Genomic DNA, 19,857 nt, shown 5'->3' with positions numbered 1-19,857 from the left:
CGCACGACCGACCGTACCGCCGACCCGGTCCACGAGGTCACGTGCACAGCCCGCTCGGGAAGCGGGCGCAGTGGCAGGTCTTCGGACTCGCGGGCACGTCCGCCGACAGGGCGGACACCTACCGGCCGTCTCTTCCCCGGCCATGACGCCGGCCCAGTGACATCGACGGCTTTCGTTCCCGCTCACCGCTGCGGGACAGCCCCGGATTCGCACCGGGTTCCCTCTTGCGTCGCGCCACCGGGCGTCCGGGCGGACGGGAGGCGCGAACCGACTGCGTGCATCAGCGTAAGGGCGCCCGTACTTCTGGGACAGTGGGAGTTCTGCGGTTGTCTTGAATGTGGAGGGAAGGCGGAACCCGGCGTATCCCTGCGCAGTTGTCGGGGGCGGCTCTGGCCGGATAACGCCTCTGGGGATCGCTGTCTCATCAGCCAGACTCGTTGTCTCACGACACATGCACACCGCTGCCGCGGTGGCCGGTGCCCGGGAGGCCCCTGATGACGTCAGACGTGAGGCCGGACGAGGACGGGGCGGCAGCCCCGCGCGGACGGCGACGGCCCCCCGGCGACCGCGTCGTGCTCCGCGCCGATCTGCGGTCCGCCCTGCCCGACGCCGCCGCGGCGGTGGTGGTCACGGCGCTCGTGTTCGCGCTCCTGTGGACGCGTATGGAATCGGGTGCTTCGGACACGGTCGCGGTCATGCCGTTCATGGACGACGCCGGCACCTACTGGATGTACTTGCTCAGCCAGGCTTTCGGCTGGTCGGGACTGCTGTGGGCCTGGGGCACGGTCATGCTCGGCCTGCTGCTGTCGGGACCACGGCCCACCCGGTTGCCGGTCTCCCGGCAGGTACTGGAGCGCTGGCACCGCACCACGAGCCTGACGACGACGGCGCTGATGTTCGCACACGCGCTGATGTTCGCGGCGGAACTCGTGCGCTACGAGACGAAGGTGGACTGGGCGGAGCGGCTGTGGGTGGCCTTCGCGGACACCTTCGTACCCGGCTGGTACGACTCCGGAACCGGCCGGACCGCCATCCCGATCGGCCAGGGGGCCCTGTACCTGGCGATCCCGCTCGGGCTGCTGTTCTACGTCCGGCACCGCATCGGAGCGAACACCTGGCGACGGCTGCACCGGTTCGTGATCGTCGTCTACGTGCTGAGCGTGTGGCACACCCTGCTGTACGGAACCAACGTCTGGTACGGGGAGTGGCCCCGCACCGTCCTGTGGCTGCTGCAAATCCCGGTCGCGGTACTGCTGTTGCTCCGCCTGCTGCGGCCCGCCCGGCGGGCCGAACGGCTGGGTGCACCCGGCGGGGGCGCGGCCCGGCCGGGCTGGTGGGTGCGGGTGGCGGGACGGGTCGCGGTCGGGGCCGTCGTCGTCGGACTGGTCGTCGTGGTGGTGTCCGGCCGCGACGGCGGACGGGACCGTCCGACCGATCCGCCCGCGACGGCCCCCCACACCCAGGAGACGGACTGACTGCCGACACCGGGCGGGCCGGACGGACGGCGCATGACACCCTGACCGGAACAGCGAACGGCCCGTGCCGTGCCGCGGCACCGGTACGCGTCCCCGACTGCCTCGGCGTCCGCGAAGACGCCGACGGCCGTGGGAGCGGGAGTCGTACACGGCGGGCGGTGAAGCCGGCGCCGGCGGCTGGTCGCGCAGCGGTACGGGGCAGCGTGACCTTCCCGAAGGCGGAGCGCTTCGCCCGGCGTGGGGCGGTGATCGCCTGGGAGGCTCGGGCGGAGGCGGCGGACGACTCGGCGGCGCGACCGGGTCGCGTGCGCGCACCCGCAGCAGCGGGTGCGCGCACGGCGGCACCGCCCTCCCGGGCAGCTCCTGGCGCGGGACCGGGTCGCACTGGCCGGCATCGTTCACGTCCTGCGGCGCAGGGCGTGGCCTGGCGCGACGTGCCGAGAGAAGCGGTGGCCCGGCCCGGGGTGACGGCCTGGCGCCGACTGCGGGACTGGGCCGTGGCCGGAGTCGGCCGCGCCCGCGTTCAGCTGAGATGGCCGGGGGAGTGCCCGCCGCCCCGGCGGGCCGCCGGTCGCCTCCCGGGTGGTGGGAGTGCTGGATCAGTAGCCGTAGATCATCTTGTAGGCGACCTCGGGGAGGAACTGGCCGGCCGTGGAGCCGGTCCCGACACCGCAGTTGCCGTCGGACTCGCCCGGGGTCTTGATCCACAGGAGCATCTCGGCGCCTCCGCCCGTCTGGGTGGGCGTGCCGATGCGGCGGCCGGAGGGGTTGCACCACTGGCCGTTGGAGCCGTTGCCGTTGCGGCTGGTGTCCACGACGAACGGCTTGGTGTAGCCGTAGCGGGCGGCCAGTTCGTTGTTGACGGCGTTGCCGTAGGCGGTGTTCTCGGCGGTGGTGACGTAGTTGGAGACGTTGAGCGAGAAGCCGTGGGCCTGTCGGAGGCCGGCTTCGTGGAGGCGTCGGGCCATGGTCGCCGCGTCGGCCCAGCGCGGGTTGCCGGCGTCCATGTAGACCCAGGTGTTGGGGGCCTGGCGGTTGAACTCGGCGAGGGCACCGGTGAGCATGGCCTCGCGTTCGTCGATCTGGGCCTGGGTCATGCAGCCGTAGTCCCCGAGGGAGTCGGGTTCGAGGATGACGACGGCCGGGTGGGCCGCGATGCCTCCGGCGAACTGAGCGATCCAGTTGGCGTAGGCGGACGGCGAGGCGGCTCCGCCGGCGGAGTGCCCGCCGCAGTAGTCACGGTGGTAGATGTTGTAGGCGACGAGGATGGGCAGCTTGTCCCTGGAGTCCGCCGCTCCGGCGTAGGCACCTGTCGCGGTGCCTATGGTGCCGCTCCAGGAGCCGAACCAGCGGGCCATCGGTGTGTTGGCGATGGAGGCGTTGATCGCGGCGGCCCGGCCGTCGCCGGGGTTGGCGGCCGCCCACCGCCTCGCGCTCGAGTCGGGGTCCACGTAGAACCCGTTGGTCATGGTGGTGGGGTCCGCCGCGTGGGCGGAGGGTGCGGCGGCGAACGCCAGAGGCAGAGCACAGAGCGCTGCCATCAGGGTGCGGAGTCTGCGGCTCAAGACAGTACCTCGGTTTCGGAGGACGCTTTGGGAGCGCTCCCACTGGAAGCGGTCCCAATCGTCGGGGCGGGTGCGCAAGCTGTCAACGGTCCCCGCGGCATGGGACGTTCACAGGGCTCGCGGGCCCTGTGAGGCCACTGAGCTGGAAGCGGTCCCATCTCTCGCGGTCCTGCGCGCTCCGCGCCTGTGAAAGACTCACGGGTCATGGCAGAAGCAGCGCCGCGTCGGCGTCCGACGCTCGACGAGGTGGCCGAATGCGCCGGTGTTTCCCGCTCCGTGGCCTCCCGTGCCCTCAACAACGCCCCGCACGTCAGCCGCACCAAGCGCGAGGCTGTCGAACGGGCCGTGCGGCAACTCGGTTACGTACCCAATCCGACCGCCCGCGCGCTGGCCACTCGTCAGACGGGAGCGGCCGCCCTGGTCGTCTCGGGGGAGGACCCGTCGATCTTCGCCGATCCGTTCTTCGCCCGGGTGATCGTGGGGGCGTCGGCCGCCCTGGACGAGGCGGACCTGCATCTGATGTTGTGCCTGGCCGCTTCCGACCGGGGCCGCAAGCGGGTCGGGGAACTCCTGCGGGCCGGTGGCGCGGACGGTGTGATGCTGATGGCGCTGCGCGAGGACGATCCACTGATCCGGATGGCCGACGAGGCGCAGATGCCCGTCGTGTTCGGCGGGCGCCCGGTCGGTCCGGCTCCCCGGTGGTACGTGGACGTGGACAACGTCGGCGGAGCGCGCGAGGCGACCGAGCATCTGGTCTCCCTCGGCCGGAGGCGCGTGGCCGTGATCTGCGGGCGGCTGGACACCGAGGCCGGGCGTGCCCGGTACCGCGGGTACCGGGACGCCATGCTGGGCGCCGGTCTCGATCCGTTCCCGCCGCTGGAGGGGGACTTCACCGAGCCCAGCGGAGCCGCCGCCATGGCCGCGCTGCTGGCGCGACACCCCGATGTGGACGGAGTGTTCGCCGCCAACGACAACATGGCGGTGGGGGCGTTGCGCACCGTGTGGGAGGCCGGCCGACGGGTCCCCGCCGACGTCGCCGTGGTCGGCTTCGACGACCTGGCGGTCGCCCAGGTCGCCGATCCGCCGCTCACCACGGTCCATCAGCCCGTGGAGGCTCTCGGACGGGAGATGGCGCGCATGCTCGTCGCGCTCGTCGACGGGCAGGAGCCCACCCCGCTGGTCCTCCCCACTCGCTTGGCCGTCCGGGCCAGCGCCTGACTCCTCACTGTCCGGGCGGGGCGGGCCCGGGTCCGGACGGGTTGCTCTCGGACGTGGCGCGGGGCGCCCGGGGAGCCGGCCGGGTGGTCGGGATCCAGCAGCCTGAAGCGGCGACCGCCGTCAGCTTCGATGGCTTGGGCACTGGTTGCGGCCTGCTCCCTCTTTCTGGGTGATGCCGGTCGCGGTGCCGGGTCCATCGCGGTCGATGGATCGGTTCAGGGTGTGGACACCTCGAACCGCGTGACGCGGACCGCGCCGCCGAGGGCGTGAGTGGCGTGGTTGAAGAGGGCGAACCGGTAGCCCATGAAGAACCGCCAGTCGTTGCCCATGGAGAAGGCGGGTCCGAGACGGGTGAACGTGATCCCGTCGGTGCTGTAGGAGAAGGTCCCGGGGCGCGGTGCGCCAGGGCGGATGTCCGCGTTCGCGCGCAGCCAGACGCGGCCGCCGGAGACGGTCGCGCTCGCGGTCTCGGTGCCGGTGCCGGTGGTGTTCCAGTTGCCGTCCATGGTCAGCCCGGTGACCATCACCACCCGGGTCGTACCTCCGTCGCGCTTGAGGCCGATCCAGGCGGAGGAGTCACGCAGCAGCGCGAGCCCGGCCCGGTCACCGTCCCGCATCGCGGAGTGGTCGAGCTGGACCGTGGCGGTGGAGGTGGGACCCTGGACGCGGTGGGTGAGGGTGTTGCGGGCCCAGTAGAGGTCGTCGGTGACGGTCGCGGTCCGCAGGGTCAGGCCGTCGCCGACCGACCACTTGGTGTTGTCGGGGTTGTGGTTCCACTCCCATCTCGGTTTCAGGGCCGTACCGTCGAAGGTGTCGATGCCGGTCATCGGGGTGACCTGGCGGGGCGGAGCGGGTACGGCCGGACTGGGGTACGTGGTGCCCCACGCGCCGTTGACGAGCTGTACGACGGGCCAGCCGTCCGCGGTCCAGGTGACCGGTGCCAGGGCGGGCACGCGGCCGCCGGGGTAGGCGTCGACGAAGGCCATGTAGTACCAGGCGCCGCTCTGCGTCCCCACCAGCCCGCCCTGGTGGGGCACGCCGCCGCCGGGGATCGGTCCGCGGAGGTCGAGGAGGACCTGCCGCATCGTGTACGGGCCGAAGGGGCCGTTCGAGGACTTGAGGATGTACTGGCCGTTCGCGGGACGGGTCAGGAAGATGTAGTACTGCCCGTTGATCTTGTAGAACCGGGCGCCCTCCAAGGTGCCGACGTTGGACGGTGTCCTGAACACCTCCTGCGTACGGACCTGGTTGCGGCCGTCGGGCGAGAGCTGGGCCACGCTGATGGTGGTGTTGCCGTACGCCACGTAGAGGGTGTCGTCGGTGTCGACGAGCAGGCCGGCGTCGTAGTAGGGGGTGCTGATCGTCGTCAGCCTGTTCCACGGCCCCTCCACCGCGGTGGCGGTGTAGAGGTACGTCCGGGCGAAGTCGATCTGGCCGAGCCAGTAGAAGGTCCTGTTGCTGGGCCGGTAGGCCAGTGACGACGCCCAGATTCCCCTGACGTAACCGCGGGCGCCGTTCAGGTCGTACTTGGCGCCGAAGTCGAGGACGGGTACCGAATGGCCGGCGATCTCCCAGTTCACCAGGTCGTACGACCGCAGAACGGGCGCGCCCGGCGAGTAGTGCATCGTCGAGGCCGAGGCGTAGTAGGTGTCGCCGACGCGAACGATGTCGATGTCCGCGAAGTCCTGCCAGATCACCGGGTTCGTGTACTGCGCCGCAGCCGCGAGGGCGGCCCCAGGGGGGAGGAGGGCGCCGACGGCCAGGCCGGTGGCGGCCGCGAGCGTGCGGCGACGAATGAAAGGTTGATGTGGCCATGACATGCCCATGGAGGTATTCACCTTGACTTCATCGTCCGGAGTGGCCCTGTCGCATTCGAAATGTCGAACATGGTGCGACGTGTCGAGCATTCTGGATGATAGGAGGTCGGCGTACCCCGTCAACCCTTCCCGCACAAGTCGTGCGCCGTCACGAAATGTTCGTGGCGCCTGGTGTCGAGCCGGTGCGTCTCGGCCTTGCCGCCTTGTCGATCACGCGACGAATCCCGCTCCCCGAGGAAGTGTTGACATGGCCCGTCGCCTCTCTAGTATCCGTGGGGCATCCGAAGTTTCCGAACGGCAACCGAAATTTCGAACCCTCTCCTGTCTCTTTCCCGCCGAAGGAGTCCCGGTGCCCAGACGATCAGTCGGACGACTGTTCCGCCTCCTCACGGCCGCCGCGCTGACGGTGACCGCGTCCGTGACGGCCTCAGCGCAGTCCACCGCCACGGCCGCGCCGGGCAGTCCTGCGCTCACCCCACCGCTGGGGTGGAACAGCTGGAACAGCTTCGGGTGCGGAATCACCGAGGCCCAGGTCCGCCAGGCCGCCGACGCGATGGTGTCCTCGGGGATGCGGGACGCCGGCTACCGGTACGTGGTGGTCGACGACTGCTGGTTCGACCCGCAGCGTGACGCGCAGGGCAACCTGCGGGCCAACCCGACGAAGTTCCCGAGCGGGATGAAGGCCCTCGGGGACTACATCCACAGCAAGGGCCTGAAGTTCGGCATCTACCAGGTGCCGGGCGAGCGGACCTGCGCGCAGACAGTGGGCACTTACCCGGGCTCCACGGGCAGCAGGGGCCACGAGGTCCAGGACGCCGCCACGTTCGCCTCGTGGGGGGTCGACTACCTCAAGTACGACTGGTGTTCCTCGAGCGGCACGCGTGACGAGCAGGTCGCGCGGTTCAAGCTGATGCGTGATGCCCTGCGCGCCACCGGCCGGCCGATCGTCTACAGCATCAACCCCAACAGCTTCCACGCCATCACGGGGTCCACGTACGACTGGGGCGAGGTCGCCGACCTGTGGCGGACGACGGAGGACCTGCTCGACATCTGGCAGAACGGCAACACCAACAGCTACCCGATGGGCGTCGGCAACGTCCTGGACGTCAACGCGCCGCTGGCCGCACAGTCCGGCCCGGGGCACTGGAACGACCCCGACATGCTGGTCGTCGGCCGCCCCGGCCTGTCGCTGACCGAGTCCCGCTCCCACTTCGCCCTGTGGGCGCTGATGAGCGCCCCGCTGATGGCCGGCAACGACATCCGCACGATGTCCGCCGACGTCAGCGCGATCCTGCGCAACCCGCGCCTGCTGGCGGTGAACCAGGACCCCTTGGGCGCGGGCGGACGCAGGGTGCGCGACGACGGCGACGTCGAGGTGTTCGCCAAGCCCCTGGCGGACGGTTCGGTCGCGGTGGGGCTCTTCAACCGGGGCGGGAGCGCGGCCACGGTCACCACGACGACCGCCCAGATCGGCCTGGGCGGAGGACCGTTCACCCTCACCGACCTGTGGACCGGCGGCACATCGAGCACGTCCGGGCAGATCTCGGCGAGCGTTCCCGCGCACGGCGTCGCCGCGTACCGGGTGAGTGGCGGCACCCCGCTGGCCGCCACCACCTCACGCCTGCGGGGCAACGCCTCCGGCCGCTGCGTGGACGTGGACAACGCCTCCACGGCCGCCGGTGCCGCGACTCTGCTGTGGGACTGCCACACGGCTGCCAACCAGCTGTGGACCACATGGGCGGGCGGCGAGATCCGCGTCTACGGCGACAAGTGCCTGGACGCCTACGACCAGGGCACAGCCAACGGCACCCGTGTCATCACCTGGCCCTGCAACGGCCAGGACAACCAGAAGTGGACCGTCGGCTCCGACGGCTCGATCCGCAACGTCCACTCCGGACTGTGCCTTGACGCCAACGGGGCCGGCACCGGCAACGGGACCCCGCTGGTGCTGTGGACCTGCAACGGCCAGGGCAACCAGAAGTGGACGCGCGCGTGAGCGGCACGGCACCGGGGCATGGCCGAAGCGACGGCACCCCGGTCCCGGCCTCCCGCACGGCCGCCCATCCGCCGCCAAGGCCGCCCCGTACGGAGAACCCGTACGGAGAACCCGTGCGGGAGAAGTGCTTGCCTCACCCGACGTCCGGTCAGCGCGGTTACCCCCTATGGGCATCACCGGACAGGTCAGCCCCGCACGCCCGGACCGGCCGTCCGGGCGCCGCGTCCGGGTCCGCGCCGTGACCGGCCTCGCCCCCCTCCCGGTGGCCTTCGCCGTCGCCGCCCCGCTCTGGCTCCACTGCGCCGACCAGTACGCCCACGCCGGCGGCGACTGGACCCCCCACTGGCCCATCGGCCTGGTTCTGTTCGCCGCTTCGGGCACCGTCGGCCTGCTCGCGCTGCTGCTGCTCCGGGAACCGCTGATCTGGGTCCAGTCCGTCCTGCTGATTCCGGGCGGTGGTGTTCTTCTCGGTCGTCTGAGCACACCTGTCCGGACCGCCAGAAGCGCACCTGGATCACCACAGGGACGACGCCGGCTGGAGAAGGGCGGAGGAGCCGGTCACCGAATCCCGAGCGGGCCAGACTCGACCGGCACACCACCGATCACCGGGAAGAATCCTCCGTCGCGCTGGCAGAGTGATCAACCCCCGAAGGGCTTTCTGGAGCTGACCGATCTGGGCTTCACTCATGTTGCGGTGGGCAATGGGCCCCTGGACAGCGGTTTCGGCCTCGATACGGATTCACTCGTGGCCCGTGTTCTTCGTAGGCTTGCCGGGCCGCCCAGGGCCACCTCGCACTCTGCGCCGGGCACCTCACTCGGCAGGAAAGGCGACGCCGATCTGGCGCCGGCCGAACGCCTCGGGGCTGCCATCGCACACTGCCCTGGCGCTTCGCCTCTCGGCTCGGCAAGCTCCCCACGCACCTCTCGACTCGTTGATGATCGGACAGGGCCGGAAGGTGTCATCGTGTCGGCCGCGGGGGACTGGGGGTCACCAGGTGACGGGCAGTTCATGGACGCCGTAGATCAGCGCGTCGTGCTTGAAGGGGAGCTTCTCGAGCTGCGTTGCGACCTCCAATGTGGGGATGCGGCGGTGCAGGGTGCCGAAGACGACCTGGAGCTCGATCCGGGCCAGCGTGTGACCGAGGCACTGGTGCGCCCCGTGGCCGAAGGCGACGTGGCGGCGGGCGTCACGGCGGAGGTCCAGGCGGTCGGGGTCGGGGAATTTCTCCGGGTCGCGGTTGGCCATGTCGTAGGACAGGAACAGGCCCTCGCCGGCCCGGACCAGCTGTCCGCCGATCTCGATGTCCTCCCGCGCCACCCGAGGACGGTCCTGGACGACGGTCAGATAGCGCAGCAGTTCTTCCACGGCCGCCGCGATGAACGTCGGGTCGTCGGATTCACGCAGCTGGGCGAGTTGCTCGGGGTGTTCCATGAGGGCGAGCGCGCCGAGCGCGATCATGTTGGCGGAGGTCTCGTGCCCGGCGAGCAGCAGGAGGACGCCCATCTGGGCGGCCTCCTGCCGGGTCAGCTCGCCCGCCTGGACCCTGGGCACGAGACCGGAGAGCAGGTCGTCGGCGGGGTGGGCCAGTTTCTGCCCCATCAGGTCGCCGAGGTAGTCGGTCAGCGTGGCCAGGGCGGACGTCCTGTCCTCGGGGGACGACGACCGCCTGGCTATGATGTGGGTGTTCTCCCGGAAGAACTGGTGGTCGGAGTAGGGGACACCGAGCAGCTCGCAGATCACCAGCGACGGCACGGGCAGTGCGAACACTTCCACCAGGTCGACCGGGGTGGGCCCGGCGAGCATGTCGTCGATCAGGCCGTCTACGATCCTCTGCACGGAGGGCCGCAGCTTCTCCATCTTCTTCGCCGTGAACGGCGCGGTCACCATGCGTCGCAGCCGAGCGTGCTCGGGGTTGTCCATCACGATGAAGCTGAGGGCGTCCTCGCCGTCGCTGGGAACGGTCTGTGGGTATCCGGGCAGGGTGTTGTCGGCACTGATCTTCGGATCGAGGGACAGGGCACGCAGATCGGCATGGCCGGTCACCAGCCAGGGGGTATTCCCGTCAAAGGTGCGAACCCTGGTGACGGGGCCTTTCCGCTGCATCGCTTTGAGTGCCGGGGGCGGGTCGAATGGGCAGCCCGTCGCCCTGGGCATCGGGTAGTCAGGGGCCGGCGTGGTCGCTTCGGTCGGGCTTCCGGCCAGGGGGTCGGACATGTCTCTCCTCGATGGTGGGGAGTACTCCAGCGGGCGGGTCGGTGAGCCGCGGCTCGGGAACGTGCTGCTGCGCCGTCAAGCCGCACAGGACACGACTTCCACGGTTCAGCGACTCTGTGCCTGACCAGCGAAGACGCCGTCATCAGGCAGGGAAGGGCAACAGCTGCCAGGGCACCTCAGAAGAGGCCACCGCTTGCGTGGATGGTCTGGCCGTTGATCCATGCGCCTTCGTCCGAGACCAGGAACCCGACCACCGATGCGATGTCGGCCGGCTCGCCCAGGCGGCCGAGGGGCGTCTGGCTACGGATGGATGCGGCCACGTCAGCCGGCATCTGAGCTTGCAGGGCATCGGTGAGGGTAGCGCCGGGCAACACGCTGTTCACCGTGATTCCGCGCTGTCCGAGCTCGTGCGCCGCCGTCCGGGCCAGTTGCTCGGATGCCGCTTTGCTCGCGGCGTAGAGGCCCGCGCCAGGATGTGCCACGACGGTCGCACCGCTGGAGATCACGACGACCCGCCCACCGTGGCGCATGTGGAGTGCGGCCTCCTTCAGGGCTCTGAAGACGGGCCAGGTGTTGATGGCGAAGTGCAGCTCCAAGTCCTCGTCCGTGGCATCCGCCAGGGATGTGGGGCGCGCCATCCCCGTATTGCTGACGAGGACATCCAGCCCGCCGTACTCCGCAACGGCCGCCTTGAACAGAGAGCTCAGTTGCGTCGCGTCGCGCACATCGGCTCGCACTGCGGTGGCCTGTCCGCCCGCACGCTCGACGGCGGCCACGGCATCCTTCGCCGCGATCTCGTCCGAGTGGTAGTTGACGATCACCCGCGCTCCATCCGCCCCCAACCGTTCGGCGACAGCGCGCCCGATCCCCCGGGACGCTCCCGTCACGACTGCGACCTTGCTTTCCATGCGTATGCCCGAGCCCTCTCGAAAGGTGGTGATGTCGATAGGTGAGATGCTCTCCTAAATTGTCGATGAGGTCAATCATCTAGACTGTCTCTCATGACCTCGCATGCCCTCGCTGCCGCCGTGACCACGCTGCACCGCGAGGCCGCCGCCCTCTACGCGCTCATCGGGCGCGAGTTCGGCCTGACCACTCAGCAGGCCCAGCTGCTGTGCGTCCTGACTTCCGATCGGCCGTCCTTCAGCGAACTGGCCACCACTCTCGGCTGCGACAGGACCAATGTCACCGGCATGATCGACCGGCTGGAGAAGCGGGGGCTGTTGGCGAGAGAGCGCGACAGCGAGGACCGCAGGGTGAGTCGCGTAACGGCCACCCAGGAGGGCGAACAGCTGATTGTGCGCCTGCGGGAGCGCTTCGCCGAGTCGGTCGCCGACCGGTTCAGCCGTCTCACACCCGAGGAACATGACCGCCTCGCCGCCCTGGCAACCGCACTGACCCCCGGAACGGCACCGCACTCGAAACACTGATGGCCCTGGTGGGAGATCCGGCCGCGCCGGCACCGGACCGTGTCCGGACGCGGGCCGGTCTCCCGGGCGATGCGCGCGTTGGAGCGCCCGCGTGCGGCCTGCAGGGACGAGCTGCGCGCGCATCCGCAGCCGGTACCCGGTCTTGTGGCCGTGGGCCATCGGTTTCAGCCGCTCGCGCTCGGCAGCACGCAAGGTGATGGGACGGGCAGCGGCAACAGGCCAGGCAGACAGGCCGATCGAGAGAAGCGGATCAACGACAGGCCGTAAGCCTGCCGCGTCCCCGGGCGGCCCGGCTTGCCGGGCGGGACGGGTGCCATGCCCACACCCTCGGAACACACCCGCCCGTCCGTGGAGGCACGCCTGGGCGAGCACGCCCGTACCACCTGGCCGCGGATCGATCAGCCGCACGTCCGCCATCGCGGAGCCTTCGCCCACGTCGAGGCGGAACAGGCCCATGGCACACGGGGCAAGCCGACGCGGCTGCGCTGTGCCGGTGCCGTCGGCAGGTGGGGCTTCCCCCGCTACCTGGCCAGCGGCGACCGCTACAAAGACGCCCTGCTGCCCACCGGCAGCGCCACAGGCACCCCCGCGGACGCACTCCACTGCGCCTGCCCACTCCACCTCGCCGCCCCCGACATCCGACCAGACGCAGCCCACAGCACCGCCTCCGCAGTCGACCCCCGGAGAACTCACCGAGCCGATCCGACGGATGCCGTGTTCGGCGGCGTCGGCGAGGTGGTCGCCGGCGAGGTTGGCCGGCTCGCGGGTCGTGATGGCCGACCACAGCCCGTCCACCGTGTCGAGTCCGGGTGCGTAGGCCGGCAGTCGCTCCGGCGTCAGCCAGTCCTGCCCGGCTGCCCAGGTCCGCATACCCCGGCTCCAGTGGGCCGACAGACCGTCCCGTACCAGCGCCACCGGCCCGCCGGCGCAGAAGATCTTGATCTGCGGCGTACCTGCGGCAGCGGCGACACGCCCGATGCGTCGAAGAAGACGATCCAGCACGGTGTTCACTGCCCCTTTTTGATGCGCGGGCACTCGTGGGCGACCCATCGGGCGATCCCGGACTCGTCCCGTTCGACGGCCTGCCGTCTCGACCGCTGCAGAGTCCAACCCAGCCGCACGGTCAGCAGGCGCCGTAGCGAGGCCCGGGCCAGCGTCACCCCACTCACCCGCTGCACCACCACGCCGACCCGTTCCAGGGTCCACAGGTCCGCCTCGAAAGCACAGGCAGTCAAGGAGATGCGCCACCGGCGAGCGGAGGTGCAGGGACAGGCACCGTGCCGGTGTCAGGCCACGTGCGCTCCCAGACCGGTCACCCCCGGTGACACGTCCGGTCGCAGCACGAGGTCATGGTCGTAGTCTCCGCCGTTCTGCGGTCGGTACGCGATCGGCTCGGTCGTCGGAATCGCGAGCAGGCGTTCACGCAGTTCCTCGGCCGCCGCCTTGCCCTCCTCGGGCGTGAACCGGTCGGCACCCGTGATCAGTACCGGGGGCAGCACCTCCGCGCCCGCGTAGAACAGGGTGCCGTGCTGCAGAGGGAACAGCAGTTCGTCGACGGATCCGTGAATGCCCCGCTCACCGTAGAGCCCGGCCGGCCCGCCCATGGTCACAACCGTCATCGCACGCTTGCCCGCGAGGAACCCGTCCCCGTAGCCGATCCACTCGCCGTTCGGACCGCGCATCCCGTATGCGAAGCCCTGGTGCCAGACCCGGTCGAACCAGCCCTTGAGGATGGCGGGCATTCCGAACCACCACATCGGGAACTGGACCACGATGGTGTCTGCCCGGTTGATCTTTTCCTGCTCGGCTCGGATGTCGGCGCTCAGCGCGCCGTTCTCGTACGCCTGCTTCGCAGCGGCAGCGACCTGGAACCGCTTCGCCGGGGGGTGGGCGTAGCCGGCGGTGTCGACGACGGGGTTCCAGCCCATCGCGTACAGGTCCGACACCTCGACCTGGTGACCTTCAGCGCGGAGCGCGCGCTGTCCCTCCGCGGCGAGGTAGCTGTTGAGCGAGCGGGGTTCGGGGTGGGCAAGAATCCAAAGAATGTTCATGACGTCGATGGTGACCGTGCGGCACCGCCACGACGACTGGCCGGATGGACAATATGTGCGAGGATCGGGCCATGGCTGCTTTCGCTGAGGACGGGCGCCACCGAGTGGCGGTCCTGGTCCGTGACAAGGTGCTGTCGTTCGAGCTCAGCATCGTCCACCGGATCTTCGGCCAGGCGCGCTCGGCCGCCGGCGCCGCGCTCTACGAGATCGTGACGTGCGCGACCGAGCCCGGCGCGATGCACACGGACGCCGATTTCTCCATCACCGTCGCTCACGGCCTCGAGGCACTGGCCGAGGCCGACACTGTCATCGTCCCCGGCTCCGAGGACGACTTCGAACCCTGGAGCGGGCCGCTCGACCCCTCGCTCACCGCCGCGCTGACGCGGACTCGACCGGGCACACGGATCGCTTCGATCTGTACGGGCTCGTTCGTGCTGGCAGCGGCGGGCCTGCTGACAGGGCGGCGGGCAACCACGCACTGGCGCTCGTCCGCCCGCTTCCGGGAGCGGTTCCCGGAGGTCGTATTCGACCTGGACGTCCTCTACACCGACGACGACGGCGTCCTCACTTCTGCCGGAGCGGCGTCGGGCATCGACTTGTGCCTGTACATGATCCGCACCGACTACGGCGCAGCGGTCGCCAACGACGTGGCGCGCGGTTCCGTCGTCCCGCCACACCGCGACGGCGGGCAGGCGCAGTACGTGCAGCGGCCGATGCCGGACCCGAGTGTCTCCTCGACCGGCAAAGCGCGCCAATGGGCACTCGCGAATCTCCACCGGCCCGTCACGCTCCGGGAACTGGCAGAGCAGGAATCGACGAGCACGCGAACCTTCACCCGCCGCTTCCGCGAGGAGATCGGCACATCGCCGGGACGGTGGCTCGCCCGACAGCGCGTCGAGCGCGCCTGCTCCCTGCTGGAACGCACCGACCTGCCCATCGAAGAGGTCGCCGTCACCGCGGGCTTCGGCACCGCCGGCTCATTGCGATTGCATCTGCAATCCGAACTAGGGGTCTCACCCAGCGCCTACCGCGCCACGTTCCGCGGCCCCTGACCCGCCACGCGCAAGGGTCAGGGCGACCGTCCCGTCAGGAGTTCTGCGCTTCAGTCCCTGCGCATAGGGCAGGCCACGCTGCGAATTCCCCTGGGGAACGAGCACACCGACGCCCGCACCGGCGTTCGTCCCGTTGTCGGCGGCGTTTCCGAAGCGGTGAACCAGGCAGCCCTCCCGTGATGGGAGACTTCCAGCATGGACATGGGGCGTGAGTCGCGGTGGGAAAAGGACGCGATGACGGTGGAGATCGGTTTCGCCCTGGTGACCGCCGCCGTGCTGGCTGGGGTGATCTTTGCCGGCGCCTGGACGCTCGCCATGGTCCTTGACCTCTCCAGTGCGGCGGACAAGGGCGTACGGGGAGGGGGCGCACTGCTCGGCGCGGTGGCCGGGGTGTGCCGTCTGGTGCGGGTGCTGCTCCGATTCGACGATCAGCGCCGAATGGGCCGCTGACTGCGAGCCCGCTGCCCGCGTGACGCGTTCGACTCGTCATGCGGTTTGTCTTCCAGCGCTGCCCTCGGGGACGCCGCATTCGCGATCGCAGCCATGACGGACGATGTCCCGAGCGGTTGAACACCGAGGCGTCCTTTGCCGCCCTTCGTGGAGCTGGCCCCATTGAATACTCCTTCGGCTGAAGTAGTACGCGCCGGGCGCCTTCGGGATGCGTTCGTCGACGTCTTCTCCCACGAGGCCGGGACGCGGGTCCGTGACGACCTGGCGACGACGTTCTGCAAGCGCGTCGCCACGAAGATCAAGAAGCTCGTACTCAAGGACCTCCACGCGGACGGCCCGGCCCAGCTGGCGCCGGCGAAAGCCGCGGAGCTGACCGCCGAGACCAGGGCGGCCCTTGAGGGGCTGGACGAGGACGCGTCGGCCGACGAGGTGGTCCGGCGGCTGGGCGGCAAGGTCTCCCCGGCCCCGCTCGCCTTCGTCAAGGCCCTGGTCACGGGGCACGCCGAGTCTGTCGGGGGATCCGCCGGACGGTCTTCTCCCGCTCGTCGTCGCGCAGCCGCTGGACGCGCACGGCCTGGTCCGCGGCGAGCCCGATCCGCGCCCGCTGTCTGTTCCGGCGGCGGATCCAACGCGTTCGGCGCGGGATTCCATCCCCACGCTCACGTCACTCCACCTGATCAGAGAGACTGACGAGGTGCCGCGAGTACGTCCCTGAGTACCTTCTCGAGCGTGACGCGGGCCAGTTCGTGTCTCAGGGTCTCCTCGATGTCCTGGTAGATGCCCCGCATTGCCGGCTGGATGCCGTGACCCACCATGCATCCCTGGTCCGGGGTGGTGCGGTGCATCGCGAACAGCGGGCCGGGTTCCACTGCGTCGTACACGTCGAGCAGGGTGATCGACCCCAGCTCGCGCGCCAGCGACCAGCCCGCGCCCGCGCCCCGCCGGGACTCCACGAGGCCGGCCCTGCGCAGCTCGCCGAGCAGCCGCCTGATCACCACGGGGTTGGTGTTCGCACTGGTCGCGATCTGCTCGGAGGTGGCGACCTCGTGGCCCTGGCGCTGGTACAGGCCGATCCAGGCCAGCGCGTGGGCGGCGATGGTCAGCCTGCTGTTGGCGCTCATGATCCCTCCTCCGGTCGCAACGCTCCATGTTACGACAGCGCAGTCGCAACAGTGAAGGTTGCGACAATCTGCCGTAACAATTATCGTTACGACAACCGGGGGAGGGTCGATCACGGACAAGCGCGGACCGTGAGCGTGTTGCGAACTCGAAGGAGAACAGGAATGGAAAGCAACGAAAAGACCATTCGCGAGGCTTACCGGCTCGCGGAAGGGGACGTTCTCGACGGTGACGGTTTCCTGGCCTTGTTCACCGAGGACGGGTCGTTCAACGACATGTCGACCTCGCAGAGTTTCCGCGGAGAGCAGATTCCTCAAGTGATCGCGGGCCTCGCCCGCTCGTTCCCCGATGTGCACCGTGAGCTGCTCGCGGTACATGCGTTCGGTGATGTCGTCGCCGTCGAGTTGCGCATCCAGGGCACGCATCTCGGAGGGTTTCCGACTCCGGTCGGCGAGATTCCACCGACCGGGAACCGGATCGACGTGCCGGCGGCGGACCTCTGGTACCTCCGTGACGGAAAGATCGAGAGGTTCAATTGCTACAATTCGTTGAGCGTGTGGCTTGATCAAATCGGGGTCCACCCTGACTTCAAGTCCGCGGTCGAAGCCACCGAGACGGCAGCCACGAGGGCGTAACTCTGCCGGTCAGCGCCGAGCATGCGACAAGACGCTCCCTTCCTCGGGCCGCATACCCGGCGCTGCTTCTTGAACGAAGTCGTTGTTCGCGCCCAGCCGCCGGCACGACCCGGCGGGCCGACTCATCGAGTATCAGCAGCCCTGGCCGGCAGGTAGGGCAACGACCCACATCGAGTGACGTTCTCCGGGCCCGCCTCCACGAGGCACACGGCTGCGACGAGACCGCGCCCCGAAGGTCATCGAGGTACACGGGGCCGGACTGGCCTTCCCCATGCCGCCAAGCCCTGCGCATCCGACGCTGACCGTGGAAGAGTTCCACACGTGCGCGGACCGTGGAGGGCTCGGCCTGCCATGAGTCCGTGACGATCACGAGAACCGGCGCGGAGGCCGGCGTAAGAGACGGCATCAACCGCGTCCGCGGAAGGCCCAGTTCGAGGAGGCGCTCGTACGGCGCGGGAGATCAAGGCCCACGCCCCGCACTGCGGCGTGACCCCGGTCATCACCGCCGACGTGCTCCACACCGTGCTCCGCCGCCGCGCGGACACCTCACCCGCCAAGGCTCCCTCACCCACTTCGGACGAGGCCGCCACCAGCAGTGGACTCGACGTCCGCCGAGAGCCACCGGCCGGGTCCCAGCACTGTCCCGGTACTGACGTAAGCGAGCCGTCGGCCGGATGTCAGTCAGCTGACGGAGGCTGTCGGTACGGCGGCCGAGCCATTCTCGTGGAGACATCGAATCCGCCCGGCACCCGGGTGGGACCACGAGGAGCGGACCATGAACACCATCGCACAGCACTGGATCAACGGACAGTGGACCGGCTCCGGCTCGGTTCTGGAATCGATCAACCCGGCCGACGGCACCGTCGTCGGCTCGTTCTACGACGGTGGCGAGGCAGAGGCGGCGGCCGCCGTGGACGCAGCCGCCGCCGCGTTCGAGACCACCGAATGGGCGCGCACTCCCTCGCTCCGGGCGACCGCGCTCAGCCGGCTGGCCGACGCCCTCGAGGCCCGGGTACCCGAGGTCGCGGCCATGTTGTCCCGGGAGAACGGCAAGCTGCTGGGTGAGACCACGTGGGAGGTCAGCGGTGCGGTCGGGTGGCTGCGGTACGCGGCGGCCTCGGTGCGCACCCAGACCGCCGGGCGCGCCGCCGAGACGGCACCCGGCCAGTACACCCACTCGGTGCCCGAGCCGCTCGGTGTCGCCGGGATCATTTCTCCCTGGAACTCTCCCGTCATGCTGACCGTGCGGGCACTGGGCCCGGCGCTGGCCGCCGGCTGCGCCGTCGTGGTCAAGCTTCCGGCTCAGACGGCGTTGACCAATGAGCTTTTCGCGCAGGTCCTGGCCTCGGTCCCGGAGATCCCGGCCGGCGTGGTCAGCGTGTTCACCGAGTCCGGCAACACCGGGGCCCCGTTCCTGGTCTCCTCGGACAAGGTCGACGTGATCAACTACACCGGCAGTACGCCGGTCGGGCGCCGTATCGCGGCCGCGGCCTCCACCACACTCAAGCGGCTCGGTCTGGAACTGGGCGGCAAGGCGCCCATGGTGATCTTTCCCGACGCCGATCTGGACATGGTGATCCCCACCGTGGTGCAGTCGCTGGTGCTGATGAACGGGCAGTTCTGCTGCACCGGATCCCGTGTGCTGGTTCACCGGGACATCGCCGACCAGGTGCGCACTCGGCTCACCGCCGCGCTCGCGCAGGTGCGGCTCGGGTCGGGCGACGACGAGAAGGCCCAGCTCGGCCCGGTGATCGACCGGGCGTCCGCCCAGCGGGTGGACGCGATCGTCGAGGAAGCCGCCTCGTACGGCACGGTGCTTCTGCGCGGCGGTGTGGTCACCGACGGCCCGCTGGCCGCCGGAGCGTTCTACCGGCCGAGCCTGATCGAGGTGGACCGCACCGACGTCCGGATCGTGCAGGAAGAGGTCTTCGGTCCGGTCCAGACGTTCGAGATCTTCGATGACGAGGACGACGCCGTGACCAAGGCGAACGCCACCATCTACGGCCTGGCCGCCTCGGTGTTCAGCTCGGACTCGATGAAGGCCCGCCGGATCGCCCGGCGCATCCGCACCGGCACGGTATGGATCAACACCTGGGGAGCCATCAGCGAGGACTTCGAGGAGGGCGGCGTCAAGGGAAGCGGTTACGGCTACCTGTGCGGCCCGCGAGCGATCGAGGAGTTCCAGGCCCTCAAGGTGTACGTGGAGCAGGACCACACCCAGTCCGCCCACTGACCAGATCATCACCTGGCCCGGCGCCCACCTGGGCGCCGGGCAGCCCTCCTGCGCAGGAAGGGCGCACCATGCCTCGCTTCCGTCACCGGAGCGACGAACGCTCTTGGTCTCGCTCTGGCTGAGGAACTGGCGGAAGCCGCGCACCAGTTGCTTCCGCACGTTCGTAACCCGCGGCGACCGGTGCCGGTCGCGCGACGTTTCGGGGCCGGGCAGTACATCGCCGACCTGTCCGCTCTGGCCGAGACCCAGCGACCCGCGGCCGAAGCCACGGCACGGCGCGGTCGCCTCGACGTGCTGGTCGACAACGCGGGTGTGGTGCCACCTGGAACGGCACCATCCGAGGCATGCCGGCGGACGGATACCAGCAGCGGCCGGCGGTGAGCCAGCTGAGCCCTGTGCTTCGATTCGGAGTGCTCCATGAACGAGAGAACTGTTTCCGATGCCTACGGCGCCGACGATCCTGGACTGCCAAGCCCACCGGCGGTGACAGACGTCCGGCACACGCTCCGGGAGCAGAGCCGATCCCTGCCGGTGCGACTCGCTGTACTCGTCCCGGCGGCGGCAGCAGCGATGGTCTGGCAGATCAATCCCCGACGGCAAC

At 69.8% G+C, this 19,857-nt stretch carries 16 protein-coding genes and 1 riboswitch; of the genes, 9 read left to right on the top strand and 7 right to left on the bottom strand.

Going from position 1 to position 19,857, the window contains the following annotated elements; genetic code table 11:
- Nucleotides 1-56: 56 nt before the first annotated feature.
- Nucleotides 57-287, bottom strand: a riboswitch (cobalamin riboswitch).
- Nucleotides 288-494: 207 nt separating this feature from the next.
- Nucleotides 495-1,475, top strand: a complete 981-nt coding sequence (locus tag ACZ3IG_RS21600) for a ferric reductase-like transmembrane domain-containing protein (protein ID WP_467434019.1) — start codon at nucleotides 495-497, stop codon at nucleotides 1,473-1,475.
- 599 nt (nucleotides 1,476-2,074) lie between these two features.
- Here the strand turns inward: ACZ3IG_RS21600 and ACZ3IG_RS21595 are convergent.
- Complete coding sequence (locus ACZ3IG_RS21595) at nucleotides 2,075-3,040, bottom strand: glycoside hydrolase family 6 protein (protein ID WP_467434017.1); 966 nt, start codon at nucleotides 3,038-3,040, stop codon at nucleotides 2,075-2,077.
- A gap of 204 nt (nucleotides 3,041-3,244) precedes the next feature.
- Here ACZ3IG_RS21595 and ACZ3IG_RS21590 point away from each other — a divergent pair, with 204 nt between their 5' ends.
- Entirely contained in the window at nucleotides 3,245-4,258 is a 1,014-nt protein-coding gene (locus ACZ3IG_RS21590) for a LacI family DNA-binding transcriptional regulator (RefSeq protein ID WP_467434016.1), read from the top strand.
- A gap of 215 nt (nucleotides 4,259-4,473) precedes the next feature.
- Here the strand turns inward: ACZ3IG_RS21590 and ACZ3IG_RS21585 are convergent, their stop codons facing one another.
- Nucleotides 4,474-6,078, bottom strand: a complete 1,605-nt coding sequence (locus ACZ3IG_RS21585; protein WP_467434015.1) for a glycoside hydrolase family 43 protein — start codon at nucleotides 6,076-6,078, stop codon at nucleotides 4,474-4,476.
- 346 nt (nucleotides 6,079-6,424) lie between these two features.
- On the opposite strand from ACZ3IG_RS21585, the gene ACZ3IG_RS21580 reads away from it, so the two are divergent.
- Nucleotides 6,425-8,071 carry a glycoside hydrolase family 27 protein gene (locus ACZ3IG_RS21580; RefSeq protein WP_467434014.1) on the top strand — a complete coding sequence of 549 codons (1,647 nt, stop codon included), beginning with the start codon at nucleotides 6,425-6,427 and terminating at the stop codon, nucleotides 8,069-8,071.
- Nucleotides 8,072-9,059: 988 nt separating this feature from the next.
- On the opposite strand, the gene ACZ3IG_RS21575 is transcribed toward ACZ3IG_RS21580, so the two are convergent.
- Together ACZ3IG_RS21575 and ACZ3IG_RS21570 are read right to left on the bottom strand one after the other, a co-directional pair.
- A complete protein-coding gene (locus ACZ3IG_RS21575; protein ID WP_467434012.1) occupies nucleotides 9,060-10,286 on the bottom strand; it encodes a cytochrome P450 in 1,227 nt (408 codons plus the stop codon).
- 176 nt (nucleotides 10,287-10,462) lie between these two features.
- Nucleotides 10,463-11,194: an SDR family oxidoreductase gene (locus ACZ3IG_RS21570; protein WP_467434011.1), complete on the bottom strand. Its 732-nt coding sequence runs from the start codon at nucleotides 11,192-11,194 to the stop codon at nucleotides 10,463-10,465.
- A gap of 93 nt (nucleotides 11,195-11,287) precedes the next feature.
- Here ACZ3IG_RS21570 and ACZ3IG_RS21565 point away from each other — a divergent pair, with 93 nt between their 5' ends.
- Nucleotides 11,288-11,716 (top strand): MarR family transcriptional regulator, encoded by a 429-nt coding sequence (locus ACZ3IG_RS21565; protein WP_467434010.1) that lies wholly within the window; start codon nucleotides 11,288-11,290, stop codon nucleotides 11,714-11,716.
- 1,007 nt (nucleotides 11,717-12,723) lie between these two features.
- On the opposite strand, the gene ACZ3IG_RS21560 is transcribed toward ACZ3IG_RS21565, so the two are convergent.
- Nucleotides 12,724-12,951: a helix-turn-helix domain-containing protein gene (locus tag ACZ3IG_RS21560; RefSeq protein ID WP_467434008.1), complete on the bottom strand. Its 228-nt coding sequence runs from the start codon at nucleotides 12,949-12,951 to the stop codon at nucleotides 12,724-12,726.
- 51 nt (nucleotides 12,952-13,002) lie between these two features.
- Complete coding sequence (locus ACZ3IG_RS21555) at nucleotides 13,003-13,767, bottom strand: NAD(P)H-dependent oxidoreductase (protein ID WP_467434007.1); 765 nt, start codon at nucleotides 13,765-13,767, stop codon at nucleotides 13,003-13,005.
- Between the two features lie 44 nt (nucleotides 13,768-13,811).
- Here ACZ3IG_RS21555 and ACZ3IG_RS21550 point away from each other — a divergent pair, with 44 nt between their 5' ends.
- Nucleotides 13,812-14,819, top strand: coding sequence for a GlxA family transcriptional regulator (locus ACZ3IG_RS21550; protein WP_467434006.1), 1,008 nt, complete (start codon nucleotides 13,812-13,814; stop codon nucleotides 14,817-14,819).
- A gap of 195 nt (nucleotides 14,820-15,014) precedes the next feature.
- Nucleotides 15,015-15,269 carry a DUF6332 family protein gene (locus tag ACZ3IG_RS21545; protein WP_467434004.1) on the top strand — a complete coding sequence of 85 codons (255 nt, stop codon included), beginning with the start codon at nucleotides 15,015-15,017 and terminating at the stop codon, nucleotides 15,267-15,269.
- 677 nt (nucleotides 15,270-15,946) lie between these two features.
- Here the strand turns inward: ACZ3IG_RS21545 and ACZ3IG_RS21540 are convergent.
- Nucleotides 15,947-16,390, bottom strand: coding sequence for an Rrf2 family transcriptional regulator (locus ACZ3IG_RS21540; protein WP_467434003.1), 444 nt, complete (start codon nucleotides 16,388-16,390; stop codon nucleotides 15,947-15,949).
- Nucleotides 16,391-16,552: 162 nt separating this feature from the next.
- On the opposite strand from ACZ3IG_RS21540, the gene ACZ3IG_RS21535 reads away from it, so the two are divergent.
- The 3 genes from ACZ3IG_RS21535 to ACZ3IG_RS21525 all read left to right on the top strand — a co-directional run bounded on the left by ACZ3IG_RS21535 (nucleotide 16,553) and on the right by ACZ3IG_RS21525 (nucleotide 19,637).
- Nucleotides 16,553-17,023 carry a nuclear transport factor 2 family protein gene (locus ACZ3IG_RS21535; protein ID WP_467434002.1) on the top strand — a complete coding sequence of 157 codons (471 nt, stop codon included), beginning with the start codon at nucleotides 16,553-16,555 and terminating at the stop codon, nucleotides 17,021-17,023.
- 775 nt (nucleotides 17,024-17,798) lie between these two features.
- The gene (locus tag ACZ3IG_RS21530) at nucleotides 17,799-19,256 is read left to right on the top strand and encodes an aldehyde dehydrogenase family protein (RefSeq protein ID WP_467434000.1); all 1,458 of its coding nucleotides are present in this window, start codon (nucleotides 17,799-17,801) and stop codon (nucleotides 19,254-19,256) included.
- Nucleotides 19,257-19,268: 12 nt separating this feature from the next.
- Nucleotides 19,269-19,637 (top strand): SDR family NAD(P)-dependent oxidoreductase, encoded by a 369-nt coding sequence (locus ACZ3IG_RS21525; protein WP_467434082.1) that lies wholly within the window; start codon nucleotides 19,269-19,271, stop codon nucleotides 19,635-19,637.
- Nucleotides 19,638-19,857: the final 220 nt, after the last annotated feature.

Source organism: Streptomyces sp. NPDC016677 (assembly GCF_055562815.1).
Note: the sequence above shows the minus strand (reverse complement) of the source record. Positions and strands in the feature narration are given on the sequence as shown.

Bases quoted from the DNA above. Each gene is read 5' to 3' on its own strand.
- ACZ3IG_RS21600 (WP_467434019.1), top strand. From the start codon at position 495: ATGACGTCAGACGTGAGGCCGGACGAGGACGGGGCGGCAGCCCCGCGC.
- ACZ3IG_RS21590 (WP_467434016.1), top strand. From the start codon at position 3,245: ATGGCAGAAGCAGCGCCGCGTCGGCGTCCGACGCTCGACGAGGTGGCC.
- ACZ3IG_RS21585 (WP_467434015.1), bottom strand. From the start codon at position 6,078: ATGTCATGGCCACATCAACCTTTCATTCGTCGCCGCACGCTCGCGGCC.
- ACZ3IG_RS21575 (WP_467434012.1), bottom strand. From the start codon at position 10,286: ATGTCCGACCCCCTGGCCGGAAGCCCGACCGAAGCGACCACGCCGGCC.
- ACZ3IG_RS21570 (WP_467434011.1), bottom strand. From the start codon at position 11,194: ATGGAAAGCAAGGTCGCAGTCGTGACGGGAGCGTCCCGGGGGATCGGG.
- ACZ3IG_RS21565 (WP_467434010.1), top strand. From the start codon at position 11,288: ATGACCTCGCATGCCCTCGCTGCCGCCGTGACCACGCTGCACCGCGAG.
- ACZ3IG_RS21555 (WP_467434007.1), bottom strand. From the start codon at position 13,767: ATGAACATTCTTTGGATTCTTGCCCACCCCGAACCCCGCTCGCTCAAC.
- ACZ3IG_RS21550 (WP_467434006.1), top strand. From the start codon at position 13,812: ATGGACAATATGTGCGAGGATCGGGCCATGGCTGCTTTCGCTGAGGAC.
- ACZ3IG_RS21545 (WP_467434004.1), top strand. From the start codon at position 15,015: ATGGACATGGGGCGTGAGTCGCGGTGGGAAAAGGACGCGATGACGGTG.
- ACZ3IG_RS21540 (WP_467434003.1), bottom strand. From the start codon at position 16,390: ATGAGCGCCAACAGCAGGCTGACCATCGCCGCCCACGCGCTGGCCTGG.
- ACZ3IG_RS21535 (WP_467434002.1), top strand. From the start codon at position 16,553: ATGGAAAGCAACGAAAAGACCATTCGCGAGGCTTACCGGCTCGCGGAA.
- ACZ3IG_RS21530 (WP_467434000.1), top strand. From the start codon at position 17,799: ATGAACACCATCGCACAGCACTGGATCAACGGACAGTGGACCGGCTCC.